General features: G+C 51.0%; 21 protein-coding genes. 14 read left to right on the forward strand and 7 right to left on the reverse strand.

Annotated elements, in window-relative coordinates; translation table 11 throughout:
* Positions 1–3: 3 nt before the first annotated feature.
* A complete protein-coding gene (locus tag I0P70_RS20240; RefSeq protein ID WP_196120956.1) occupies positions 4–1,293 on the forward strand; it encodes a hypothetical protein in 1,290 nt (429 codons plus the stop codon).
* A gap of 1,479 nt (positions 1,294–2,772) precedes the next feature.
* Here I0P70_RS20240 and I0P70_RS20245 read toward each other — a convergent pair.
* A complete protein-coding gene (locus I0P70_RS20245) occupies positions 2,773–3,228 on the reverse strand; it encodes a hypothetical protein (RefSeq protein WP_196120957.1) in 456 nt (151 codons plus the stop codon).
* Positions 3,229–3,303: 75 nt separating this feature from the next.
* The gene (locus I0P70_RS21630) at positions 3,304–6,618 is read right to left on the reverse strand and encodes a vitamin B12-dependent ribonucleotide reductase (protein ID WP_370583271.1); all 3,315 of its coding nucleotides are present in this window, start codon (positions 6,616–6,618) and stop codon (positions 3,304–3,306) included.
* 177 nt (positions 6,619–6,795) lie between these two features.
* Here I0P70_RS21630 and ric point away from each other — a divergent pair, with 177 nt between their 5' ends.
* From ric to I0P70_RS20310, 12 genes are all read left to right on the forward strand, one after another.
* Positions 6,796–7,752 carry an iron-sulfur cluster repair di-iron protein gene (gene ric / locus I0P70_RS20255; protein ID WP_196120959.1) on the forward strand — a complete coding sequence of 319 codons (957 nt, stop codon included), beginning with the start codon at positions 6,796–6,798 and terminating at the stop codon, positions 7,750–7,752.
* A gap of 310 nt (positions 7,753–8,062) precedes the next feature.
* A complete protein-coding gene (locus tag I0P70_RS20260) occupies positions 8,063–8,563 on the forward strand; it encodes a hemerythrin domain-containing protein (RefSeq protein ID WP_007658702.1) in 501 nt (166 codons plus the stop codon).
* A 2-nt stretch (positions 8,564–8,565) separates the two neighbouring features.
* Positions 8,566–9,384 (forward strand): DUF2249 domain-containing protein, encoded by an 819-nt coding sequence (locus tag I0P70_RS20265; RefSeq protein WP_196120960.1) that lies wholly within the window; start codon positions 8,566–8,568, stop codon positions 9,382–9,384.
* Positions 9,385–9,711: 327 nt separating this feature from the next.
* Entirely contained in the window at positions 9,712–11,040 is a 1,329-nt protein-coding gene (locus I0P70_RS20270) for a hypothetical protein (protein ID WP_196120961.1), read from the forward strand.
* Positions 11,000–11,320, forward strand: coding sequence for a metal-sulfur cluster assembly factor (locus tag I0P70_RS20275; protein ID WP_007658699.1), 321 nt, complete (start codon positions 11,000–11,002; stop codon positions 11,318–11,320). The genes I0P70_RS20270 and I0P70_RS20275 overlap by 41 nt, the downstream gene beginning before the upstream one ends.
* A 39-nt stretch (positions 11,321–11,359) precedes the next feature.
* Complete coding sequence (locus I0P70_RS20280; protein ID WP_076423179.1) at positions 11,360–11,815, forward strand: Rrf2 family transcriptional regulator; 456 nt, start codon at positions 11,360–11,362, stop codon at positions 11,813–11,815.
* Positions 11,816–11,861: 46 nt separating this feature from the next.
* Positions 11,862–12,905 (forward strand): quinolinate synthase NadA, encoded by a 1,044-nt coding sequence (nadA, locus tag I0P70_RS20285; RefSeq protein WP_196120962.1) that lies wholly within the window; start codon positions 11,862–11,864, stop codon positions 12,903–12,905.
* Between the two features lie 97 nt (positions 12,906–13,002).
* A complete protein-coding gene (gene nadB, locus I0P70_RS20290; RefSeq protein WP_196120963.1) occupies positions 13,003–14,559 on the forward strand; it encodes an L-aspartate oxidase in 1,557 nt (518 codons plus the stop codon).
* Between the two features lie 94 nt (positions 14,560–14,653).
* Entirely contained in the window at positions 14,654–16,198 is a 1,545-nt protein-coding gene (locus I0P70_RS21635) for a PAS domain S-box protein (RefSeq protein WP_196120964.1), read from the forward strand.
* Positions 16,199–16,204: 6 nt separating this feature from the next.
* The gene (locus I0P70_RS20300; protein ID WP_196120965.1) at positions 16,205–16,651 is read left to right on the forward strand and encodes a response regulator; all 447 of its coding nucleotides are present in this window, start codon (positions 16,205–16,207) and stop codon (positions 16,649–16,651) included.
* Between the two features lie 225 nt (positions 16,652–16,876).
* Positions 16,877–18,106, forward strand: a complete 1,230-nt coding sequence (locus I0P70_RS20305; protein WP_196120966.1) for an ATP-binding protein — start codon at positions 16,877–16,879, stop codon at positions 18,104–18,106.
* 2 nt (positions 18,107–18,108) lie between these two features.
* Positions 18,109–19,170: a response regulator gene (locus tag I0P70_RS20310; protein ID WP_196120967.1), complete on the forward strand. Its 1,062-nt coding sequence runs from the start codon at positions 18,109–18,111 to the stop codon at positions 19,168–19,170.
* A gap of 7 nt (positions 19,171–19,177) precedes the next feature.
* On the opposite strand, the gene I0P70_RS20315 is transcribed toward I0P70_RS20310, so the two are convergent.
* Entirely contained in the window at positions 19,178–20,293 is a 1,116-nt protein-coding gene (locus I0P70_RS20315; RefSeq protein ID WP_196120968.1) for a Fic family protein, read from the reverse strand.
* A gap of 186 nt (positions 20,294–20,479) precedes the next feature.
* Between I0P70_RS20315 and hemA the strand changes: the two genes are divergently transcribed.
* Entirely contained in the window at positions 20,480–21,742 is a 1,263-nt protein-coding gene (gene hemA / locus I0P70_RS20320) for a glutamyl-tRNA reductase (RefSeq protein ID WP_196120969.1), read from the forward strand.
* Positions 21,743–21,827: 85 nt separating this feature from the next.
* Here the strand turns inward: hemA and I0P70_RS20325 are convergent, their stop codons facing one another.
* The 4 genes from I0P70_RS20325 to I0P70_RS20340 form a co-directional block, all read right to left on the reverse strand.
* Complete coding sequence (locus I0P70_RS20325) at positions 21,828–22,442, reverse strand: carboxypeptidase-like regulatory domain-containing protein (RefSeq protein ID WP_196120970.1); 615 nt, start codon at positions 22,440–22,442, stop codon at positions 21,828–21,830.
* A gap of 22 nt (positions 22,443–22,464) precedes the next feature.
* The gene (locus I0P70_RS20330; RefSeq protein ID WP_196120971.1) at positions 22,465–23,310 is read right to left on the reverse strand and encodes a carboxypeptidase-like regulatory domain-containing protein; all 846 of its coding nucleotides are present in this window, start codon (positions 23,308–23,310) and stop codon (positions 22,465–22,467) included.
* A 181-nt stretch (positions 23,311–23,491) separates the two neighbouring features.
* Positions 23,492–23,659, reverse strand: a complete 168-nt coding sequence (locus I0P70_RS20335) for a hypothetical protein (protein WP_196120972.1) — start codon at positions 23,657–23,659, stop codon at positions 23,492–23,494.
* Between the two features lie 22 nt (positions 23,660–23,681).
* Positions 23,682–24,215, reverse strand: a complete 534-nt coding sequence (locus I0P70_RS20340) for a hypothetical protein (RefSeq protein ID WP_196120973.1) — start codon at positions 24,213–24,215, stop codon at positions 23,682–23,684.
* Positions 24,216–24,371 lie beyond the last annotated feature (156 nt).

Genomic DNA, 24,371 nt, shown 5'->3' on the forward strand with positions numbered 1-24,371 from the left:
TCGATGGTGGAGGTAAAGGCGCAGCGGCAACCGATAACAGAACAGGACACCCTGGTGCGGGCACGGCTTGCGCTGGGCTATTTTGTACTGGTGGCGGTGCTGGGCCTTTTCCTGCGCTGGCTCATGGTGTCGCCTGTGGTGGGCGTCAACTACAAGAACTTCCTGCATGCGCACTCGCATGTGGCTTTGCTGGGCTGGCTCTACTGCGCATTTTTCGCCGCTTTGCTCTACATTTTTCCAGCCACTACCTCCGCCGACCGCACCTCATTCCGACGGCAGTTTTTCCTGACGCAGGTATCGGTGCTGGGCATGCTGTTCACGTTCCCCGTGCAGGGCTATGCGCTCTTCTCCATCATCTTCTCGACGGGGCACATTTTGCTTAGCTACTGGTTTGCCCGCAGCTACTGGCGCCATGTGCGGCAGCATGTGGCGCAGGAGGTGTATGGCGTTTCGCTGAAGTATATCGGGGCGGGGTTACTGTTTATGGTGGTGTCTTCCATCGGTCCGTGGGCCATGGGGCCGATTATGGCGAAAGGCACCATTGGCGGTGAACTCTACTACTCGGCCATCTATTTTTACCTGCACTTCCAGTACAACGGCTGGTTTACATTTGCCGCACTGGGCTTGCTGTTCTGGTTTCTGGAGCGCCACCACATCATGTTCAACCATCGCTGGGCCTTGCGGGCTTTCTGGCTGTTGGCGCTGGCCTGTCTGCCCGCCTATGCGCTGTCGGTGCTCTGGACCAAACCTGCGGACTGGGTATACGCCATCGGGTATGTGTCGGTGGTCCTACAACTGGCGGGCTTGCTATACCTGACAAAAGTGCTGCGGCAGGTATGGGCAGAGGTGCTGCCTTTGCTGAAGCCCTGGGTGCGGGCGCTGGCAGGTATGGCGCTGTTCTTTCTAGTGCTGAAGCTTGCCTTGCAAACGGCCTCCGCTTTCCCGTACATGGCCGACCTGGCCTACAAACTCCGCTACTTCATCATCGGCTACCTGCACCTGTCCTTGCTCGGTTTCGTGTCGCTCTTCGTGCTGGGCTTCCTCCTGCAGCAAGGCCTCTACCGCCTCGGCCGATATGGCGGTATCTGGCTGGTACTTTTCCTGACGGGCTTCTTCGCCACGGAGTTGCTGATGTTCGGGCAAGGCACCTTGCTCTGGCTCGGGCTATCGGCTTTGCCAAGTTTCAACTGGCTGATGTTCTGGGCAAGTGTGCCCATGCCGCTGGGGTTGGGGTTGTTGTTTCTGGGGCAGCGGGGGTTGAATCTGTCAGAATCAGGATTTGCAGGATTTTAGGATTGGCAGGATTGAGAATGCTGATAGGCTGGGTTCCATTTGGATGGGCATTCGAAATACTACTGGTAAGTATAAATCAACTGCACTTGGCAAGTGTTATACCCATTAATTATGCAAGTAACCGAATACCCTATACCTTAATCTAATTATAAATAAAGAAGAACCAGATATACATCATTAAAGACATTATCCAAAAGTAGGAGGAATACAAGTAGCCTTTTGCTTTACCTTTTTCGACATGCCTAAGCTTAAAGTAAAGAGTAATTAAAATCAGAGGTGTTAACACAAAAGTGCCAACTAACATATAGAGGAATATATTTGTTAGAAAATTATTCGAATCTGACTTTTCGAAAGTAATTAAGCCTATAAATATGATAGTTGCCATCAGCAAAGGTGGAATCATTATACCTTGCATGAATGCACTTGAATTCATTCTTTCATTTTTCATTCAGCTCTCGACTAAAATGTGTCTTTCTACGCCAAGTATAAATAATTACAAGAATAGATGAACATACTAATGTCAATAATAAAAAGTAACCTGTAGGTATTTGAATAAATAATAAAAATAAGACGATTCCTATAGCTCCTATACAAATCATATATACAAGAAGCCTTGACATAATACTTTTCCCTTTATACTTCGCTATAAAATATGCTATTAGAGGCAACCCATGTAAGAGAATGATTACAAAAACAATAGCTGTATCTATATTTTGTTCCATAACTGCCTTTGAATATAAGTATTTATTAAAATGCACGTAAGCTACCTCGAAAGCGTGTCCATACAGGTATTTATATTTTCCTCTTCGCGGTAAAAGTATAAAAAACAACCAATGAAGTTAATCCTATTAATATCGTCATAAGAAGAACATGTACTCCCTGACGGCCCTCAACTGATAAGAAAAGGAACCACAAAAAATATACTACAAGAAAAGTAACCAAGCATAAAATAAGTGAGAAGAATTTTGACAAGCCATCTCGCTTGCCAAACCTTATAATAGAATAGGCTAGGAGAGGAGGGATATATAAAAACAGAATAATCGCTACCTTAATCAACGGCATGATATCACTCAAACTATCCATAATTACTTACTTAATTAAAGCAGAAAAAGTATAAGCTATGTTACATCAACTGGTTTAGCTTCTAAAGAAATACTATGAAATAGTGAAACTTCATGCAGAATATATAGCAACTATCCCACACAACCCATAAACTATCACTCTTGCAACTGAATGCTTTTTGCCCCATAGCAAGGAGAGAAGCAAAGCTAATACAGGCAAAATGTGAAGTACTAAATAAGGTGCCAAAATGTCGGGACAAAGAAAGCCGATTGCGCATAGGTTGAACCACATAAGCCCACGAGTAGCAAAAGGGTTAAAACAGGTCGCTTCATTTGTTCTTTCAGCTTGGTTTTAGCTTCATAGGTTAGGCTATTGCTTAATGCAACGGACTATGCGTTAATTAATGTTACACAGTGATTATTCTTTAACATCATCTTGTTTGTTCTCATTATAAGGCTTTTTCAGAACGTGGTAATTTAAATAAACAATGAACGCTACCACAACACCACATAACACCATAGTCCAAATACTAAGGAGTGCGTTGACCCCATTGAAACCAATTTCATTCATGAAAAGATAATAGTATATGCATGTATTTATTCCCCATGAAAGCCAAAATGACCTTTTAGCTAATGTAATTAAATTGACTTCATAGCCATATGCCTTAGCTACAAACTTAGTAACACCCAGAGCAAATATTATTGCCAGAGATGTAACAGAAAAGGAGAAGAGTAAAACCATGAAGATTACTACAATTATCATTATTTGAAATCTTTTAGTATTTATTTCGATGTTATCATGTTTGGCATTATCCTCTGTAACAATTCTGTAGCAATACCATAGCCAATATAGCCCTTTTTCTATAATAGCCAAGTTCAAACATCACCCCAAAAAAAAAACAGGAGCGCCTATACCCAGACGCTCCTGTTTCATTTCCACAAAACTCAATCAACTACACCCCAAACTATTCCCACAGTTCAGGCACTTGTAGCAGGTGCCCGAGCGGATGGTGATGTGGCCGCAGACGTTGCAGATGGGAGCGTCGCCCATCATGTTGGCCAGCACCTGTTGGGTCTGTTCGAGTAGCACGGTGCGGCTCTGCGACACCAGGGTATAGCCATTGGCTTTCAGGTCGGTGACTGGCTCGGGCTGGGCCGCTGGCTTTGCTACGGCAGGTATAGCTGCAGCCACTGGAGGGGCGGGTGACTCTGTTTTCTCACGCGGCACATGCACGAGGTCTTCGCGCTGCAGGTACTCGTAGCCGAGGAGGCGGAAGAGGTAGTCGAAGACCGAGGTGGCGGACTTGATGTTGGGGTGCTCCACACGGCCCGCTGGCTCGAAACGGGTGAATGTAAAGCGGTTCACAAACTCCTCCAGCGGCACGCCATACTGCAGGCCCAGCGATACCGAAATGGCGAAACAGTTGAGGATGGAGCGGAACGAGGCGCCCTCCTTGTACATGTCGATGAACACTTCGCCGAGGTCGCCGTTCGGGTACTCGCCCGTGCGGATGTACACGGTGTGGCCGTCAATCTTGGCTTTCTGGGTGAAACCGCTGCGCTTGTCGGGCAGTTTGCGACGCTCCACCATGTGGGCCAGTTGCTTGCGGAACGGCTCGTTGGCGGCGTCTTCCAGAATGGCCTTGGCCGCCTGCAACACCTGTTCGGCGCTAATGCTGTTGTCGATCTGCGGCGCTTCCGCGTCGGGTGCTTCGTCGGTTTCGGCTTTCTTGCTGCCCGACGAAAGCGGCTGTGAAAGCTTGCTGCCGTCGCGGTAAATCGAACAGGCTTTCAGGCCCAGCTCCCACGACAGGAGGTAGCAACGGGCCACTTCTTCGCGGGTAGTTTCGTTGGGCAGGTTGATGGTCTTGGAGATGGCCCCCGAAATGAACGGCTGCACCGCCGCCATCATCTGGATGTGCCCCTCTGGTCGGATAAAGCGCTTGCCTTTCTGTCCGCACTTGTTGGCGCAGTCGAACACAGGGTAATGCTCCTCGCGCAGGTGGGGCGCGCCCTCGGTGGTCATGGTGCCGCAGATGTAGTCGCTGGCTTCTTCTTGCTGGGCATAGGTATAGCCGAGCGCTTTTAACAGGTTGAAGTCAGGCTGGTGGTACTGTTCGGGTCTGAAGCCGAGTCGCTGCAGGGTGGCGTCGCCCAGGGTATAGGTACTGAAGAGCGAGGCCACATCGTAAGCCGTCGGCAGGGCCGCTTCCAGCTTCTGAATCTCTTCCTTTGTGAATCCTTTCGCCAGCAAACTTTCCGCGTTGATGTGCGGAGCGCCTTTGAACGTGGCGTGGCCTTTGGCGTAGTTCACGATGGCCTGCAGCTCGGCTTCGGTATAGCCCAGTTTGCGCAGCGCGGCAGGTATAGACTGGTTGATGATTTTGAAATAACCGCCACCTGCCAGCTTCTTGTACTTCACCAGCGCAAAGTCAGGCTCCACGCCCGTGGTGTCGCAGTCCATCAGCAAACCGATGGTGCCCGTCGGGGCGATGACCGTGGCCTGCGCATTGCGGTAGCCGTGTTTTTTGCCCAGTTCCAGCGCTTCGTCCCATGCCTGGCAGGCAGCCAGGTATAGGTAGTCGGGGCAAAGGGCAGGGTCGAGCGGCTGCGCAGGTATAGACAAACCTTCGAAGGCTTCGGGCTGGTTGTGCGCGGCGGCACGGTGGTTACGGATGACGCGCAGCATGGCTTCTGCGTTGGGTTTATACTTCGGGAAAGCACCCAGTTCGGCGGCCATCTCGGCGGAGGTGGCATAGGAGGTACCCGTCATGATGGCGGTGAGCGCGGCGGCCACCGTGCGGGCTTCGTCGCTGTCGTAGGCCAGTCCCTGCACCATCAGCAAAGCGCCGAGGTTGGCATAGCCGAGGCCGATGGTGCGATAATCGTAGGAGCGCTGCGCCACTTCTTCGGAGGGGAACTGCGCCATCAGCACAGAAATCTCCAGTACCATGGTCCAGAGGCGACAGGCATGGCGGTAGGCGGCTACATCAAAGGTCTGCGTGGCTTCATCGAAAAAGCGAATCAGGTTGAGTGAGGCGAGGTTGCAGGCCGTGTTGTCGAGGAACATGTACTCCGAGCAGGGGTTGGAGGCACGAATAGGCCCTTCGGCGGGACAGGTATGCCACTCGTTAATCGTCGTGTCGAATTGCAGTCCAGGGTCGGCGCAGGACCAGGCCGCGTCAGCTATCTGGTCCCACAGCTCGCGGGCAGGTATGGACTTCAGCACCTTGCCTGTGGAGCGGGCACGCAGGTGCCAGGGTTCGTTGTTTTGGAGCGCCTTGAAAAAGGAGTTCGGCACCCGCACCGAGTTGTTCGAGTTCTGACCCGAAACCGTCTGGTAGGCTTCGCCGTTGTAGTCCGCGGAGTAGCCCGCCGCAATCAGGGCCGCCACTTTTCTCTCTTCTTCCTTTTTCCAGTTGATGAACTCCACAATCTCGGGGTGGTCGAGGTCGAGGCACACCATCTTGGCCGCCCGCCGTGTCGTACCGCCCGACTTAATGGCCCCCGCCGCACGGTCGCCAATCTTCAGAAACGACATCAGCCCCGAAGAACTGCCGCCACCGCCCAGCGCTTCGTCCTTGCCGCGGATGTTCGAGAAATTGGTACCCACGCCGGAGCCATACTTGAAAATGCGGGCTTCCTGCACCCACAGGTCCATGATACCGCCCTTGTTCACGAGGTCATCGTCCACAGCCAGTATAAAACAGGCATGCGGCTGCGGACGCTCGTAGGCCGAGGTCGACTCCTGCAGCTTTTCGGTTTCGGGGTCTACATAATAGTGTCCCTGCGCCTTGCCTTTTAACTTATAGGAGTTGTAGAGGCCCGTGTTGAACCACTGCGGCGAGTTGGGCGCGGCGTACTGCCCGAGGAGCATGTACACCAGTTCGTCGTAGAACGCCTGCGCGTCTTCTTTGGTCTTAAAATAACCATGGCCTTCGCCCCACGAGCGCCAGCAATCTGCCAGGCGGTGGACTACCTGTTTCACCGATTTCTCGGCCCCCTTACTGCCGTCGGGCTGCGGCACGCCCGCCTTGCGCAGGTACTTCTGGGCGAGTATGTCGGTGGCAATCTGCGACCACTGGGCAGGCACTTCCACATCCTTTATCTCGGCCACAATGCCGCCGCTCGGGTCGCGGATGGTGGAGGACCGTGTTTCGTAGTCGAACAAGGCATACGGGCTCCCACCGTGTTGGGTGAAGAAGCGGGAAACAGCCAGACCGCTGGCTCGGGGACTTCCTTTTTTCATAAGGCTTGTTTTAATTTTTTTCGTTGATTTTTAATAAGTTATGGTATATCGTGATTGGCTATATAGGCTGGAGTAAATGTAGAAATTAAATAATTAAGAAAAAAAGACCTTTTTATCTTTTATTTAATTATTTTCGTACATACTTTTACATCGGCAATCATTTACAACCCATTATTCATTTAAAACAACACCATGGAAACCATAGAAAAATTAGACGTAACGGTACTGGAGCCACGCATGAAGCACCCGACCATTTTTAACTGGTTCGACAACCTGAATGGCGGCGAGGCTTTCGTGATTCACAACGACCACGACCCGAAGCCCCTGTACTACCAGTTGCTCGGCGAGCGAGGCAATACCTTTAAGTGGGAGTACCTGTTGCAGGGTCCCGAAATCTGGGAAGTGAAAATCTCAAAACTGACTCCCGAAGAGGGGGAGACCGTGGGCGAACTCGTAGCCAAAGACTACCGCAAGGCGCAGGTGTTCAAAAAATACGGCATTGACTTTTGCTGCGGAGGCAAGAAATCGCTGAAACAGGTATGTGAAGAAAAAGGCATTAGCCCCGAAGTAGTTGAAAGCGAGCTGAACGCTATACCTGAAACAGGCAGCGCCACCACACGCGGCAACGAGTACGAAAAATGGAGCCTGAGCTTCCTCGGCGACTACATCGTGAACATGCACCACAGCTACGTGCGCGAGGCTATACCTACGCTGTACGAGTACACCACCAAAGTAGCGCGTGTGCACGGCGGCCGTCACCCAGAGGTAGTGGAAGTAGCCAAGCACTTTGTGAACATCGCCAACGAGCTGGAGGCCCACATGCCGAAAGAAGAGCGCGTGCTTTTCCCATTCATCAAGCAAATGGAAGAAGCCCAGAAGAGCGGCGTGAAAATAGACCGTCCCGCATTCGGCAGCATCCAGAACCCGATCAACATGATGGAGATGGAGCACGAAGCCGCTGGCGACGAACTGGCTGCCATCCGCACTCTGACCGACGACTACACCCTGCCAGCCGACGCCTGCGCCACTTATCGCGTGATGTTCTCGAAGCTGCAGGAGTTCGAAGAAGACCTGCACCGCCACATCCACCTGGAGAACAACGTGCTCTTCCCGAAAGCGCTGGAGCTGGAGAAAGAGGTGCTGAAGTAACACCCCACCCCAGCCCTCCCCTTTTGTCGAGGGCCCCTACCCCCAAAACAGGGGAGGGAGTTAAATGACCTACTGCCCTCGCTCGCGTCCCGCGAGTGTGAGCTATTCGGCGGACTCTGGCCGCTAGTTTGTGCCTGTCGGCACAGGTGGCGAGACGCCACCAAATGTCTCACACTCGCGGGACGCGAGCGAGGGCGAAGAGAGACAAGCGAGAGCAAAGAAAAACAACCCTTTCCAACTCCCCCTCCTGTTTTAGGGGTAGGGACCCTTGAAAAAAGGAGGGGGTCGGGGGAGGTAAAACACTACCACTATGACAACTGCAACCAAACCACTAAAACGCGACAAAAGCCTGGTGCCGCTCTCACGGGAGCACCACTTCGGACTGTTGTTCTGCTGGAAGCTTAAGCAAGGCTTAGCCAATGGCACTTCGCTGGAAGTCATGCGCCAGTACATCCAGTACTTCTGGAAAAATGTGCTCAAAGCGCATTGCCGCGAAGAGGAGATCATCCTCAAAAGACTGCTGCCAGAAGACGATGTAAATTCGCTTCGGCTGCACGAAGAGCACCAGTTGATCGAAGCCATCATCGGCCTGATCAATAAACAGAAAACGGTGAACACCTCGCTGGTGGCCACTCTGCAACAGGACCTGACCGACCACATCCGTTGGGAGGAACGCGAGCTGTTTCCATACCTGCAAACAGTGGCCGATCCAGAAGAGTTGGCGGATGTAGGCCGCTTGCTGGAGCACGACCTGCAGGAACCGAAAGACGAGTTCACGCCCGCTTTCTGGGAGCACAAAAAGGTAGCCTAGCCATGGAGCTTTCTGCCACCACCCGCATCTCGACTATTCTGCGGGAGAACCCTGCGGCAATAGAGGCTATCGTGTCGATCAACAAGCACTTTGAAAAGCTGCGTAACCCCGTGCTACGCAAAGTGCTGGCATCACGGGTCACCATCGCCGACGCTGCCCGCATAGGAAAGTGTAGGGTGGAGGATTTTTATGAAAAGCTGCAGCCGCTGGGCTTCAGTGTCGCGTCAACACCAACTCACAACAAAAGGGCAATACCCATGGAAACCGATGTTTTGGAAAGACCTGCCTTTATGGAGAATCTAAAGGCAACAGACACCATCGTGCTGGACGTGCGCGAGACCATTGCCAAGGGCGACGACCCCTTCCTGCAGATCATGGATGTAGTGAACAAGCTGAGTCCCGAGCAGGTGCTTTGCATTGTGAACACCTTCGAACCGATTCCGCTCATCGCGATCGTGCGCCCCAAAGGCTTCGAGTACTATACCGAAACGCTGGGACCGAATTTGGTGAAGACCTATTTTAAGCGACAGGGTGTAGGAGAGAAATTGGAGGTCGCTGATTCCAGGACCGAAGAGAATTTCGATGAGGTTTTGGCCAGGTATAGCGACACACTACAGCACATCGATGTGCGACAAATGGAAATGCCCCAACCGATGGTGTCTATACTTAACGCATTGGAAACACTTCCAAAAGACGGGGCGCTGTACGTGCATCACCGTAAGGTACCGCAGTTCCTGTTGCCGCAACTGGCGGAGAGGGGATTTAAAGTGAGTATAAAAGAAGTAGGGCCAAATGAGGTATACCTGTTGATATATAGATAAAGCCCTCGCTCGCGTCCCTCGAATGTGAGCTATCCAGTGGCGTCCCGCCACTTGTACTGACAGGTATAACTCCAAGCGGCCAGAGTCCGCCAAATAGCTCACACTCGCCAGAGGCGAGCGAGGGCAAGAGTATGGATAGGCTAAATGCCGGACCAATGCTGTCTTTTTAGATGACTTATGTCATTTCGACCATCGGGAGAAATCTGGAAATTGTGAACAGAAATTAATGATCCAGATCTCTCAATTCTTTCGAGATGACATATACGGCTTATAGCATGTGATACCAAACCATTAATAACCAGCAATTAACAATAAATAATTACCATCATGAGCGCCGCAACTACTTCCAATTCACCATCTAAATGGCTTGTGCTGCCGCACTACGCCTTCGCGGCGGTGACCTTTGTGGTGCTTTGTCTGCTGCTGGTATTCTCCACCGATTCCTTCGGCGGACACTACTTTCATCCCAAGCTGCTCACGATGACACACGTGGCGGCATTGGGCTGGGCTACGATGATCATCTTCGGTTCGGTTTACCAACTGCTGCCGGTGGTGCTGGAAGTGAGACTCTACAGCGATAAATTAGGTATGGTAGCATTTGCGATGCTGTCAACAGGTACAATCCTGCTCTCCATCGCCTTCTGGAATTTCTGGGTGGGTACCATCATGCACCTTGCGGCCTGCCTGCTTTTTGTCTCATTTTTACTTTTTGCCTATAACGTGGTGCAAACTGCCCGGCAAGTGAAGAAGTGGGGGGTAGAAGCAGATTTTATGGTTACTTCAGTTGTATGGCTGGTGGCTACGGGGGTGGTAGGCGTATTGATGGTCTTCAACTTTCAGTATCCTTTTCTGCCGCAGGACCATGTGCATTATTTGAAACTGCATGCGCACTTAGGTATGGCGGGTTGGTTCCTGCTCCTGATCGTGGGCGTAGGTTCCAAACTGATTCCGATGTTCCTGCTGGCACACCCTGAAGATACCCGAAGCCTGAACTGGAGCTATTACCTGATCAACGGTGGATTGGTCCTCTTCGCGGCAGACCACTTGTTTGTACACAAAGGCTACTATGCGCTTTATGCGGCTATGGTAGTGTCCGGTATAGGTTGCTTCCTCTACTTTCTGTACCAGGCCAAATGTCTTGCCAAACGGCCTGACCTGGATCTGGGCATGAAACAGACCTTCGTGGCGCTGGCCTTGCTGGTGCTGCCTATTGTGCTGGTCTTTGTGGTGACATTGCAGCTTGGCTTACCACAGCACCTGTTGTCTTCGCTATACCTGGTGTATGGGCTGTCCATCTTCTTCGGCTTTGTATCGGCGCTGATTCTGGGGCAGACCTTCAAGACGCTGCCATTCATCGTCTGGATGCACAGCTACGAAGACTATGTCGGCCGCTTCAAAACGCCCATGCCCAAAGACCTGTATAGCGTGACGCTGCTGCGCTGGCAGAACATCGCCTATATTGTCGGTCTGGTGGGTTTGCTGGGAGGGGTGCTGCTGGCAGAGCAAACAGTGATCCTGCTGGGGGCGATACTGCTGTGCATAGCAGCGGTGCTGTATGCGGGCAATGTGTTTAAGGTGCTGCTGCACAAGGTGAAAGATTTAAAACCATTTGGATATGAAAACGCAGGAACAGGAGCTCGTCAACGAAGCGTATGAGGCGCTCAAGTATATCATCGACCCTGAAATAGGTATAAACATTGTCGACCTCGGACTGGTATATAAAGTAGTGGTCGACGAAGATAAGGAGGCACTGCGGGTGGAGTTGACACTGACAACGCCGGGTTGCCCCATGAGTGGCACCATTACCACGGCGGCCGAGCAAATGCTGCACAAGCGTTTTCCAAATCTGGAGATAAAGGTGGAGTTGGTATGGCTCCCACCGTGGACACCCGAGATGATAAGTGAGGAAGGAATGCGATTACTGGGAAATACCTGATAAATTTGCGATCCGAGCACAGGATATAAAGACAAGGTTATGCTTTCAAAAACAACAGAATATGCCCTGCGGTCCATTGTATACATCGCGATGGCCGACGATGAAGGCAAGCGGGTAGGCATAAAGGAAATAGCGAACGAACTGGAACTGCCGGCCCATTTTATGGGCAAGATCCTGCAGGACATGGTGCGCAAAGGCGTGATCGCGTCTATCAAAGGTCCCCATGGTGGTTTTTTCCTGCACCGTCCCGCCAATGAAATCAGCATTCTGGAAGTGGTGCGCCTGATCGATGGGCTCGAAGCTTTCAAAAAATGCGGTATGGGCATGAAGCAATGCTCTGACAAGCACCCTTGTCCGCTCCACGATGAGATCAAAGTTTACCGCGATCACCTCTTACAGGTGTTCCGCGACAAGACTATACAGAGCCTGGTAGACGACGTGAAAACCGGAAAATATTTCATCAAAAACCAACCTGAACCAGTGCTGAACGGCTAAGCTCAAGCTGACCTGAGGCACAGCTCAAACAATTCTAACACATAACATGACAGCGACCCTGACACAGGGTGCCTTCTCTGAAAAATTCAGAGCCATGCACCCTTTTGCCCAAACCGAAGAGATTGCCGCCCTGCAGGAGGCGGTGGAAGAGATCCGGGAACTGAAGCGTGAGAAGAACGCGGTGATCTTGTCCCACTTCTACATGTCGCCCGAACTGCAGGTGCAGCACGCTGATGGCGGTATAGCCGATTTTGTGGGTGACTCGCTCGGACTGAGTGTGGCCGCCAAAAGTGTGGAAGCTGATAACATCATTTTCTGCGGTGTGAAGTTCATGGCCGAAACCGCCAAAATACTCAACCCGGCCAAGCAGGTATTGCTGCCGAGTTTTGAGGCCGGTTGTTCGCTGGCTGAGAGCATCACAGGTGCCGATGTGCGCAAACTCAAGGCGCAGTACCCGGGTGTGCCGGTGGTGGCCTATATCAACACCTACGCGGAGACCAAAGCCGAAGCCGACATCTGCTGCACCTCCCGCAATGCCCTGGACATTGCCCGTTCTTTTGACTCCGACCGACTGATTTTCCTGCCCGACTTGTTTATGGGCCGCAACCTTCAGACCCGCATCAAAGCCGAGACAGGGAAGGAACTGATCCTTTGGGAAGGCAAGTGTGAGGTGCACGAACAGTTCACGCCGCAGCGCATCAACGGACTCAAAATGATGTATCCCGAGGCGCAGGTGCTGGTGCACTGGGAAGTGCCCGACGACACCGTAGCCGATGCCCTGACAGGTGCCGGCGGCGTGGTGGGCAGCACATCGGATATTCTACGCTTTGTAGGCGAGAGCAAATCACGACAGTTCATCCTGGGTTCGGAGTGCGACCTGGGTGCGACCTTGCGCGGCATGTATCCGGAGAAGGAATTTATCGTGCCCTGCATCAAGTGTCCGCACATGAAGCAGATTACGATACAGCGTACGCTGCAGGCATTGCGGGCCATTGGCACGGAAGCGGAGCGTATGTATACCGTCGATCTGGCAGAGGACATTCGTCAAAGAGCCTTGCTGCCGATTGAACGCATGCTAACCTTTGCATAAAATTCGAATTTCAGAAATTAAGGTATGAGAAAGGACATATTGCCAAACGACAAGAAAGTCTTTTCTGCTTGCCTATTAGTCTTTTTTCCTATCAAAAATGAAAGTGCCAGATTTTGATTTCGTGGTGTTGGGCAGTGGCATTGCAGGGCTTACGTTTGCCCTGCAGTCCGCTGCCCATTCCCGCGTACTGGTGCTTTGCAAAGCTAGCCTTTCCGAAACCAATACGGCCTACGCACAGGGAGGTATAGCCGCCGTGCTCGATCCTACCGACACCTTTGAACAGCACGTGCAGGACACGCTCGAGGCGGGCGCAGGACTGTGCCGGGAAATGGCTGTGCGTTTTATGGTGCAGGAGGCGCCTGCCGCTATCCGCTGGCTGCAAGGTATGGCCGTGGGCTTCGACAAGGACGGATCTGGCGATATGGCCCTCGGGCTGGAAGGCGGCCACAGCCATCACCGTATTGTGCATGTAAAAGACCATACGGGACGCAGCATACAGCAGGCCCTGGAGGAGGCGGTGCGGCGACATCCGAACATCTCGGTGCAGGAACATCAGATGGGTATAGAACTACTCACGGATACCAGCGACACAGGTACGTTTTGCTATGGCGTACAGGTGCTGGATCTGCACACCAACGAGGTTCGGTCTATACAAGCGCAAGCGGTGGTGCTGGCCACTGGGGGCTCCGGGCAGGTATACCAGTATACCACCAACCCAGGTATAGCTACCGGCGACGGGCTGGCCATGGCTGCCCGAGCAGGTGCCGAGATCCAGAACATGGAGTTTTTCCAGTTTCACCCAACCGCGCTTTACCAACCAAATGGGGAGGTCTTCCTGATCAGCGAGGCCTTACGTGGAGCGGGGGCGGAGCTGGTCCTGCCTGACGGCAGCCACTTTATGCATCTATATCACGCCATGGGTTCGCTGGCTCCCCGCGATATCGTGGCCCGTGCCGTGCTCACCGAAATGCAGCGGCACAGCAGTCCTTGTCTATACCTGGATGTGCGCCATCTTCCAGCCGGAAAGGTGCGACAGAGCTTTCCTTTTATTTATCATAAGTGTGCCACTATTGGCATTGATGTCGAAAAGCACCTGATACCCATCGTGCCGGCAGCGCATTACCAGTGCGGCGGCGTGAAAGCAGACCTGAGCGGACGAACTTCCATCGACCGGCTGTATGCGATAGGAGAAGTGGCCTGCACAGGGGTGCACGGGGCGAACCGACTGGCCAGCAACTCACTGCTCGAGGGAGTAGTGTTTGCCCGGAGTGCAGCGGAGCATGTAACGGGCATAGTCGCGAATCAGGAAGGGTCTATACCTGATAGCGCTGCAGAAAAAGAGTATGTAGGTGCCTTATGGTTAGGTATGCGGGCCGAGGTAGCACGCAGCCGTGCGAAACTACAAAAGTTACTTTGGGAACAGGCCGGTATTGTCCGTTCAGTCAAAGGCCTGCTGCGCTGCCAATCCGAAATTGAGGCGCTACAGCGAAAGGCCAAAGGTATACGGGAACTGACAGGTGTACAGCAGGAGGTGCTGGAGCTTCAAAACCTGATCACGGTGGCCGGGCTGATCACAGCTGCTGCCTTGCGTAGGCGGGAAAATGTGGGAGGGCATTTCGTAAAGGAAAACTTATCAGAATTATGCGCTGTATAAGATCAGAACCAAATGAAGCTTTGGCAAAAACTGGGGCTCTGCGCTTCCTTTGACATTAAGGCCGTAGTGCGTATATTTAGCAAAAGAAATACGCGTGAAAGAACAAGACCATTCCGATAACCACCAAATAGACAGCGAGTCACGCTTAAAGGCCATCATTGAAACGGCTATTGACGGCATTATTACCATTGACCGGCGAGGTGTCATCGAAACCGTAAATCCGGCGGCGGCCCACATTTTTGGCTACCAGCCTGAAGAAATCATCGGACAGAACGTAAGCGTACTGATGCCGGAACCCGATCATAGCCTGCACGATACCTATCTTGAAAACTATCACCGCACAGGGGTAGGGCAGATCATCGGCAAGGGGCGCGAGGTACTGGGCAAGAGAAAGAACGGTAAGGTCTTCCCGTTTCTGCTCAGTATCAGCGAAGTGAACCTGCACGACAAGCAGATCTTCACAGGTGTGATCCACGACATTTCAGAACTCAAAAAAACGGAGGCAGCCCTGCGTGAAAGTGAGAGCCGCATCAACTCCATCATCCAGACCGCAGTAGACGGCATCATCACCATCGACACGCGTGGTGTCATCGAAATGGTTAATCCCTCTGCCTGCAGGCTATTTGGTTACGACGCTTCAGAGGTACTGGGCCGGAAGATCAATATGCTGATGCCGGAGCCGGACAAGAGCCTGCACGACAACTACATGCATCACTACCACGAGACGGGTGAGAAACGCATTATCGGAATAGGACGTGAGGTATCCGGCCTGAAAAAAGACGGTACCATCTTCCCGCTATACCTGAGCATCAGTGAGGTGCAGCTGTCAGACCGCAAGGTATACACCGGCTTCATCCACGACATCACAAGACAAAAAGTAACAGAAGAGCGCCTGCGCCGCTACGCTGCCGAACTGGAGCGAAGCAACCGGGAATTGCAGGACTTCGCCTACGTTTCGTCGCACGACTTGCAGGAGCCGCTGCGCAAGATACAGGCCTTCGGCGACCGACTCAAGATGAAGGAGTACGAGAACCTGAGCGAGCAGGGCAAGGACTATGTGGACCGGATGCTCAACGCCGCCAACCGCATGCAGAACCTGATCAATGACCTGCTCACTTTCTCCAGAGTGACGTCGCAGGCGAAGCCTTTCTCTAAAACAGACCTGAATCAAATTGCAAGGGAGGTCGTTTCAGATTTAGAAATTGCCATTGAGCGCAACCATGCCAAAGTAGAGATAGGGGCACTACCCACTATACAGGCAGAGCCGACGCAGATGCGCCAACTGCTGCAGAACCTGATCAGCAATGCCATCAAGTTCCGCAGAGACGAGGTAGACCCGGTTGTGAAGGTATACGCGAAGGAGCTGCAGCTGAAAGCCCACATGACAGCCACGCCTGGCGACGAGCTGGTGGAACTGCATATCGAGGACAACGGCATTGGCTTTGAAGAAAAGTACTTGGACCGGATCTTCAACATCTTCCAGCGACTGGAAGGCCAGAAATACGAAGGCTCCGGCATTGGACTGGCCATTTGCCGCAAGATTGCGATCCGCCACGGAGGTGATATCACAGCCAAAAGCAAACCGGGGGAAGGAACGCATTTTATTGTTACCTTAGCAAAAACTCACCTGAAGGAATAAACGCCTATGAAATCGAATAGACCAATCGTGATACTGATAGCTGACGACGACGCCGAGGACCGCATGCTCATAAAAGAAGCGCTTGACGAGAACCGGCTGAGTAATGCGATTCAGTTTGTGGAGAACGGCGAGGAACTGATGGACTACCTGCACAACCGCGGGAAATTCGCTGACAAGGACAAGTATCAGACACCCGGCCTGATCCTGCTCGACCTCAACATGCCCAAAAAAGACGGGCGTGAAGCGTTGAAAGAGATCAAAGCCGACGATCACCTGCGCGTGCTGCCGGTGGTGGTGCTGACTACTTCCAAAGCCGAAGAGGACATTCTGCGCACCTACGATCTGGGCGTGAGCTCCTTCATTACCAAGCCAGTTACCTTCACAGCGCTGGTAGACGTAATGAAAACCCTGAGTAAGTACTGGTTTGAAATAGTAGAACTGCCGAAACCATAGTTTAGTTAAGAGTTAAATTTATGCGTTTAAACTTGTTTGTCATTTCGAACGCAGGTAAGAAATCTGGGATATGAATCGCAATGGCTCAGATTTCTCACATCGAGGGCTCATAGCCACACTACGCTGGCTCTCTTTGGCTCACGCCTCAAGAGTAGTTGAAATGACAAACCAGCTAAAACTCAAAACGCTTACCAACTATTAACTCTCAAACTCCCAAACTCAAATATGCCTGACAGAATTCGTGTTTTGCTGGTTGATGATGATGAAGATGATTTCATCATTGCGCGTGATATCATGGACGATATACCCGGGCGCAATTATGTGCTCGATTGGGCGCCGTCTTTCAACGAGGCTATCAGCATAATCAGGGAGCAGCGACACCATGTATACCTGGTTGATTTCAGGCTGGGGGCGCATGATGGACTGGAGCTGATCACGCAGGCTGTGAACGAAGGTATAACAGCACCGTTCATTTTGCTAACCGGTCAGAGCGACCGCGAAACTGACGAGAAAGCCATGCGGGCCGGAGCGCAGGACTACCTGGTGAAAGGCACTTTTAATCCATACGACCTGGAGCGCTCTATCAGGTATAGCATAGAGCACGCCAAGAGCCTGGCCGAAATTCAGAAGCTGAACACGGAGTTGGAACAACGGGTAGAGGACCGCACGCAGGAGCTTGCCGCTGCCATACAGAACCTGGAGAAGGCCAATAAAACACTTAAAAAAGCGCAGCAGGAGATTTACAAAGCCCTACAAAAGGAGAAGGAACTGCATGAGCTGAAGTCACGCTTCGTGACCATCGCCTCACACGAGTTTCGGACACCGCTCAGCACGGTGCTTTCATCGGCCTCGCTGATCACCAAATACAAGTCTGCCGAAGACGATGAAAAACGCCTGAAGCACGTAGGCCGTATTAAGTCCGCTGTTCATAACCTGACCAATATCCTGAACGATTTTCTGTCGATCAGCAGGATGGAGGAAGGGAAGATCCACAATGTGCCGAGCACGTTTGACCTGCAGAGTTTCGCAGCAGAGGTAGTCGACGAAATGCAGGGCTTCCTGAAAGAGGGGCAGCGCATTGATTACCGGCACGAGAGTGAACAAATTACCGTATACCTGGATAAGCAGCTCATGCGCAACGTCATAATCAACCTGCTCTCCAACGGCAGTAAATACTCAGGAGAGGACAGCACGATCTGGTTTACAACTGACATCAAAGGAGACGCAATAAGGCTGGTAGTGCGTGACGAGGGGATCGGTATACCTGACGAAGACAAAGCACACCTGTTTACGCCGTTTTTCAGAGCGCAGAACGTCACCAATATACAAGGAACGGGTCTGGGCCTTAATATTGTAAAGAAATATGTGGAAATAATGGGCGGCGAGCTGCATTACGAAAGCGAACTGGGCCGCGGCACCACTTTCACCATCACATTGCCATACACTACCGCATAAGTATGAGAAAAATATTACTGATTGAAGACAACCAGGAGATCCGCGAGAATACCGCTGAGATCCTGTCGCTGGCCAACTACCAGGTAATCGAAGCACCTAACGGAAAGATAGGCGTGGACCTGGCCAAGAAGGAGCACCCCGACCTGATCATCTGCGACATCATGATGCCACAGCTCGATGGCTACGGGGTGCTGCACATGCTTAGCAAGTTTCCGGAAACGGCCAGTATCCCCTTTGTTTTCCTGACGGCCAAGTCGGAGAAGGACGACTTCCGCAAAGGCATGAACCTGGGTGCTGATGACTACCTGACCAAGCCTTTTGATGACGTGGAGTTGCTCGACGTGGTAGAAATGCGCCTGAAGAAAAACGAGATACTGAAGGCTGAATTTCAGCGTGACGTGCAGGGCATCGACAACTTTATACAGGAGGCAAAAGGCTATGAAGAGCTAAACAAGCTGATCTCCGAAAACCGTCGTGTGACAGTGTTCCGTAAGAAGCAGCATTTGTTCTCAGAAGGCAATTACCCGAGCAACCTTTACTTCCTGAACAAGGGCAAGATCAAGACATACAAGTCGAATGAAGAAGGTCGTGAGTATATCACCAGTCTGTACAAAGACGGGGATTTCATAGGCTACCTCGATCTGCTGGAGGAGAAGACTTACCGTGAGTCAGCCATGGCGCTGGAGGACTCGGAGGTATACATCATCCCGCGGGAGGACTTTTATACCTTGCTTTACCAGAACCGCGATGTAGCAGGCAAGTTCATAAAGATACTGTCTGATAACCTGGCTGACCGCGAAGAGCGTCTGCTGAAGCTGGCCTATAACTCCGTGCGCAAGCGTGTAGCAGAGGCGCTATTGTTTGTAGAAAAGCAGTACAAGGAAGACCCGAATTACAAATCCGAAGTGTCCATCACCCGCGAAGACCTGGCCAGCATTGTAGGTGCTTCCAAAGAAACCGTGATCCGCACCCTGGCTGATTTCAAGGACGAAAACCTCATCGACACGCGCGGCAGCAAGATCACGATCCTGAACTCGCAGAAGCTGGAGCGGATGCGGAATTAAGACAACTTTATTCTGCGGCAGGCTGAAGAAGCGTATAGCTCGTGCTTCTACCGCCTGCCGCTTCTTTTTTCAGGATACCCTTTACTACTAAATCCTGAATATCACGGCTGGCGGTGTCTTGGGAGCACTTGGCTATTTTGGCCCATTTAGAAGATGTTAGCTTTCCTTCAAATCCTTCCTGAAGTTTATTAATGAGAAGGCGCTGCCGCTCATTTAATGGTGTCTCGGCGTGCACATCCCAAAATCTGACACGCAGTAGCACGGTCCCGAGTTTTTCATGCGAAACTTTCAGCGCATTGTGCAGACAATCCAGAAACCAACATAGCCAGGATGTAATATCAAGCGGCCCCTTCTGTGTTTTCTCTAGTATGCTATAGTAAGCATTCCGCTCAAGCCTTATTTGAGCTGACATGCTGTAATAGCGCTGCGCACTATGTTCAGCTCTTGCCAATTGCATGTCTGTAATAGCACGTGCAATGCGCCCATTGCCATCATCGAAGGGATGTAGCGTAACAAACCAAAGGTGAGCTATACCTGCCTTCAAAACGGAATCGCAGTCGTTTTGCTTATTAAACCAATCTATAAAGAGGTTCATTTCATGAGATAAATTGTCAGCATCAGGTGCTTGAAAATGAACTCTTTCGCGACCGAGCGGCCCGGATACGACCTGCATAGGCCCTTTTGTATTGTCTCGCCAGTCACCAACTATAATCAGGTGCATACCGCTCCTGCCTGTCGGAAAGAGGCAGGCCTGCCATGCCTTTAGACGCTCTGCAGTTAACGGTTGTTCAAAATGCTGTGTAGCATCCAGCATCATCTCCACTATACCTTCCACATGCCTGTCGGATGGCACCAGGCCACCTATATCTATACCTAAGCGGCGGGCAATCGAAGAGCGTACCTGTTCTGTATCAAGAGTTTCTCCTTCTATTTCGGTAGATTTGGTAACGTCTTGTGTGAGCGTCTGCAGTACCGCTTCTGAACGAGCTGAAAAGCCTAAGGCCTCCATGCGCCCAGCCATTAGCCCTTGCAAATAACGCACTTCGGCTAACCTGGCCGTGAGTGCTTCAGCGTCCCATGTAAAGGCAGGCCAATCAGGGTGGTGGTATATGTAGTAGCTCATCTGTTGGTGAATGCGGAGAATAATGGCTCTAATCTCCGCAAATTTGCGGAGATTAACAAGGCTAATCTCCGCACAACTTATTTACTGCCTCTCCAAACATTGACATTTCTCCTACACGAAAGTGACAAAAGTCATACTTTCCGACTCAAGGTTTTGAGACCTTTGCATTGTATCTGAGAGAAAGACATGCAAAATCAGTTTAAAGCCCTTACATTATCTTACAAGCAAGCTCCTATTGCCGTGCGCGAAGCCGTGTCGTTGAACGAGATTGGCTGCCGCAATTTGCTTGATAAAATAAGCGAGTTTACCGACGCACAGGATGTTATGGTGCTTTCTACCTGCAACCGTACCGAGGTATACTACTCAGCGGCGCAAGACTTGTCCCGTAAGATCATCAAGTTGATCGCGATTGAGAAAGGCTTCATTGCAACAAAAGAGATATCCGCTTATTTCCAGAACATCACGGACCACCAGCAAGCGGTGCAGCACCTGTTTTATGTGTCGCTGGGGCTGGAATCGCAGGTGGTGGGCGATATGCAGATACTCAACCAGGTGAAAAAAGCCTACCAGTGGGCGGCTGATGCCAACATGGCCGGACCGTTCCTGCACAGGCTGATGCATACTATTTTCTTTACGAACAAGCAGGTGTTTAACCAGACTGCCTTTTTCGACGGTGCCGCCTCGGTGTCTTATGCCACAGTGGAGTTGGTAGAAGAGCTGACCAGAGGTATGGCTGACCCGCGTGTACTAATGATTGGAGTGGGGGAGATTGGCGCCAATGTGTGCGACAACTTCGGTAAGTCGAAAATCAGCAACATCACCATAGCCAACCGCACACACCACAAGGCACTGGAGCTGGCTCAGAAAACCAACGCCCGTGCTATTTACTGGGAGAACGTGTGGGAAGAAATGGCGCAGGCCGATGTGGTAATCTCTTCTGTACCGGGGGACTGCTTCTTTATCGGACAGGCTGATATTGCGCAGCTAGGTGAAAACGCACCTCAGTTCTTTGTAGACTTGTCCATGCCGCGCAGCATCGATGCTGGCATTGAAGCTTTGCCAAACGCGAAGGTATACAACGTAGACAATATCCGTAACCGAGCCACCGAAGCGCTGACCATGCGCATGGCCGCTATACCTCAGGTGAAAGAGATTATTGCAGAAGCAATGACTGAATTCAATGCCTGGACCCGCGAAATGGCCATGTCACCAGCCCTGCAGCAGTTCAAGAGCCGCCTGGAAGAGATTCGTCAGCAGGAACTGGCCCGCTATACCAAGAAGCTGGGTGATGATCAGAAAGAATTGGTAGAAGCCATTACTAAAAACATCCTCAACAAGATCGTGAAACTGCCTGCCCTGGAGCTGAAAGCAGCTTGCCAGCGTGGCGAGTCTGAGGCGTTGCTAGAAGGCCTGAGCGCCCTCTTTAACCTGGAGAAGCAGGAGGCCTAGGCTATACCTTGTAAAGTCAACAAACGCATCCAAACTCTCCCCCTGTGGGAGAGTTTTTGTTTTTATGGCTTCGATAGAAGCAGTACTAGTAATACTTGATCGGGATTGAAAACACCTTCAGGATATCTGGTACTCTAAAGCGTGCTTCCCGTTGCCCCTGCTGCTGTTGCTGTCCATACCTGAAGTTCGCATCAGCGTCCATAGCAGGCATATCCGTGATTGATTTATACACGACCGGAGGAGGGATTACAGGGATTTGCTCAGAGGGATCTGCCGGGAGCTTTGTTCTCAAAACTGCCTGCTTCAGGTCATACTCCGTTGCCCAGGGCATCACATCCACAGTGGGTAGGGTATTGAGCCTTTCTTCCAGTATGATGTTCAAGGTAAGACTACTCTCTTTGATGTTAGCAGGTATAGTCATGTATAGCTTTTCGAAGCCCAGCGCCGCAAACACTACCGTGTCTCCTGCCACCACAGGCATCGAGAAATAACCGCTCTTTCGGGTGTGCGTGCCTCGGGTAGTGCCCGGTACATACACCGCCACCCCTTCCAGTTCCGTCAAGCTATCTCCTGCCACCACCCGACCCGAGAGTTGCAGAATTTGCTTGTCCGTTACAAGGCGCGACTGTGCCTCTGCCGCAAAGAACTGCATCCAGCAAAGTGCTGTCAGAAAGAGAACACGACCGGCTAGCTTTTTCATACTGCGTGGTTGAGCCCGATGCTTATTGTCTTACCGTCACGTAAGCTGCCAGCCGGCCTCCAACCCCTTTTTCCCAGTCCGCCAGACTGGCTTTTCTGGAATAGAAGCTGCCACCCAGTGCACAGCCGTAAATGAAAATATACTTCTCGTGATTGCTGTACTCAGGCAGATACTCTATGCCTAGAAAGAAATCCTCGTCCACCACCAGACCATACTGCTCGAGCGGAACAGTGACCCAGCCTTTTGTCAGCGGCAACCGTCTGATGATGCTTTTCTCGATCAGGCGCTCACCAGGCATACCATTTTGGTTTTTATACAGGTTGATGCGAAACGAAGCGGAGTCGCGCTTGATGCTGCGCAGGTATACCGTGGCCGAGAGGATCTCAGAGGTTTTGTTGTTCAGGTTGATGTATTTGCCTAGCTCCGAAATGTCCTCTGAGTGCACTGTTTCAGCTGAGCCGTACAAGAGGGGGTTGCGCGAAGTGGTGCCAAATTTCTTGACCTTAGGCGCCTTGTTGCTGATGACAACTTCCCGGAGCGCTGTGGTTTTTTCGGATAGCTCAAAAGTAGTCAGGCCACCGGAGAGGATGGTTGAAATAGGCAGGGAAAGCTCATGGTAACCAATGGCCGAAAAGGTGAGCGTGTCGTTCCGGTTGTCTTCCTGGACCTTCAGCGTAAAGCTACCATCCGGTCTACTGGCCGTGCCCAGGTTCTTTTTCTTGATGCCAATGTTCACATAAGGTATAGCCTCTTGCTGCGCAGCGTTTCTGACCGTACCATTTATCTGTAAAACCTGGCCATATGAGATACTGGCCATGAAAAGGAAAAAGAAAGTAATGAGCAGACGGCTTAGTTTGTTCTTAGGCATAGCTTGAATCTTCTGATAGTTTGGGTGAGGCCATACCTGGTATAGGTATAGTTACTATCAAGAAGATTCCATATTTATAACATAGGTTGCAAGCACTGTGGCAATCTTTGCAACCACAACGTGAGGAGGCGCCCCTTGCTGCTGAACCACAAGGCTTTATGAAATGCCAGGTATAAGCTTTTTAAAAAAAATCTTTTGGGTACACTACTTCCCCACTTACACCCTGCAGCCCATTGTCGACAAGCTCCACTGCCATAGCATTTGCATCGGGCACTTCGAAAGGAAAAGTGATGCCAAATGTGGAGGCTCGTTTGTAACCAAAGCGGGGATAGTAGTTTTCGTGCCCCACCAACGGTTAGGCTATGGTACGTTTATGCACTATAGGTGGTGTTGGTAGTTGAGTTTCTTAATTCTGTTATGAACCTCTTTATATTCATCTTGTCTTTGAAAATAGTAATTGGTTGACCATTTGGCCTACTATTAATGAGCACATAGTTTTGTACGGGAATTATCGTTATAACTTCACCCCATGAAAATGCAGAAATGTTTGTCGTACATTGGAGATACCCCCTTTTGTAATATTTAGGGTTATTAAACCCCGTCTTCTTCAGAGCATCTTTGATGTCTTCAATTGTTACTCCATCTATAATGTACTTCTTAAAAGTATGATTTTGGATTAGCCTTCTCACTATGAAATATAATAGGCCTAAGCTTATTATTATAAATCCTGTCGAAGCTAGCTTTAGATCGGGGACGTCATTTCTTATACCTGAATATAGAGCAGCAAAGCTGACATAAAACATACCTAAAGGAAATATGATGAAAAAGTAGTGCTTGTAAAAGTCTGAAAATCTTATAGGCCATCTCTTCTTTATCTTAATCCTCTCTAAGTCTTTCTTCTTCATTTTACTTTGCAGGTAACGTCTTGTATAAAAGGCGAACGAGGCGCAGCCGAAGTGTGGCTTATATACCTTGTTGCACTAAACCTTCGGTAAAGGGTTTTAAAAAGCAGTGGATAAGCGTTACCTTTTGATTCAAATCTAACTCTTACATAAAGATGA

This window comes from Pontibacter sp. FD36 (assembly GCF_015686655.1).
GTDB lineage: Bacteria > Bacteroidota > Bacteroidia > Cytophagales > Hymenobacteraceae > Pontibacter.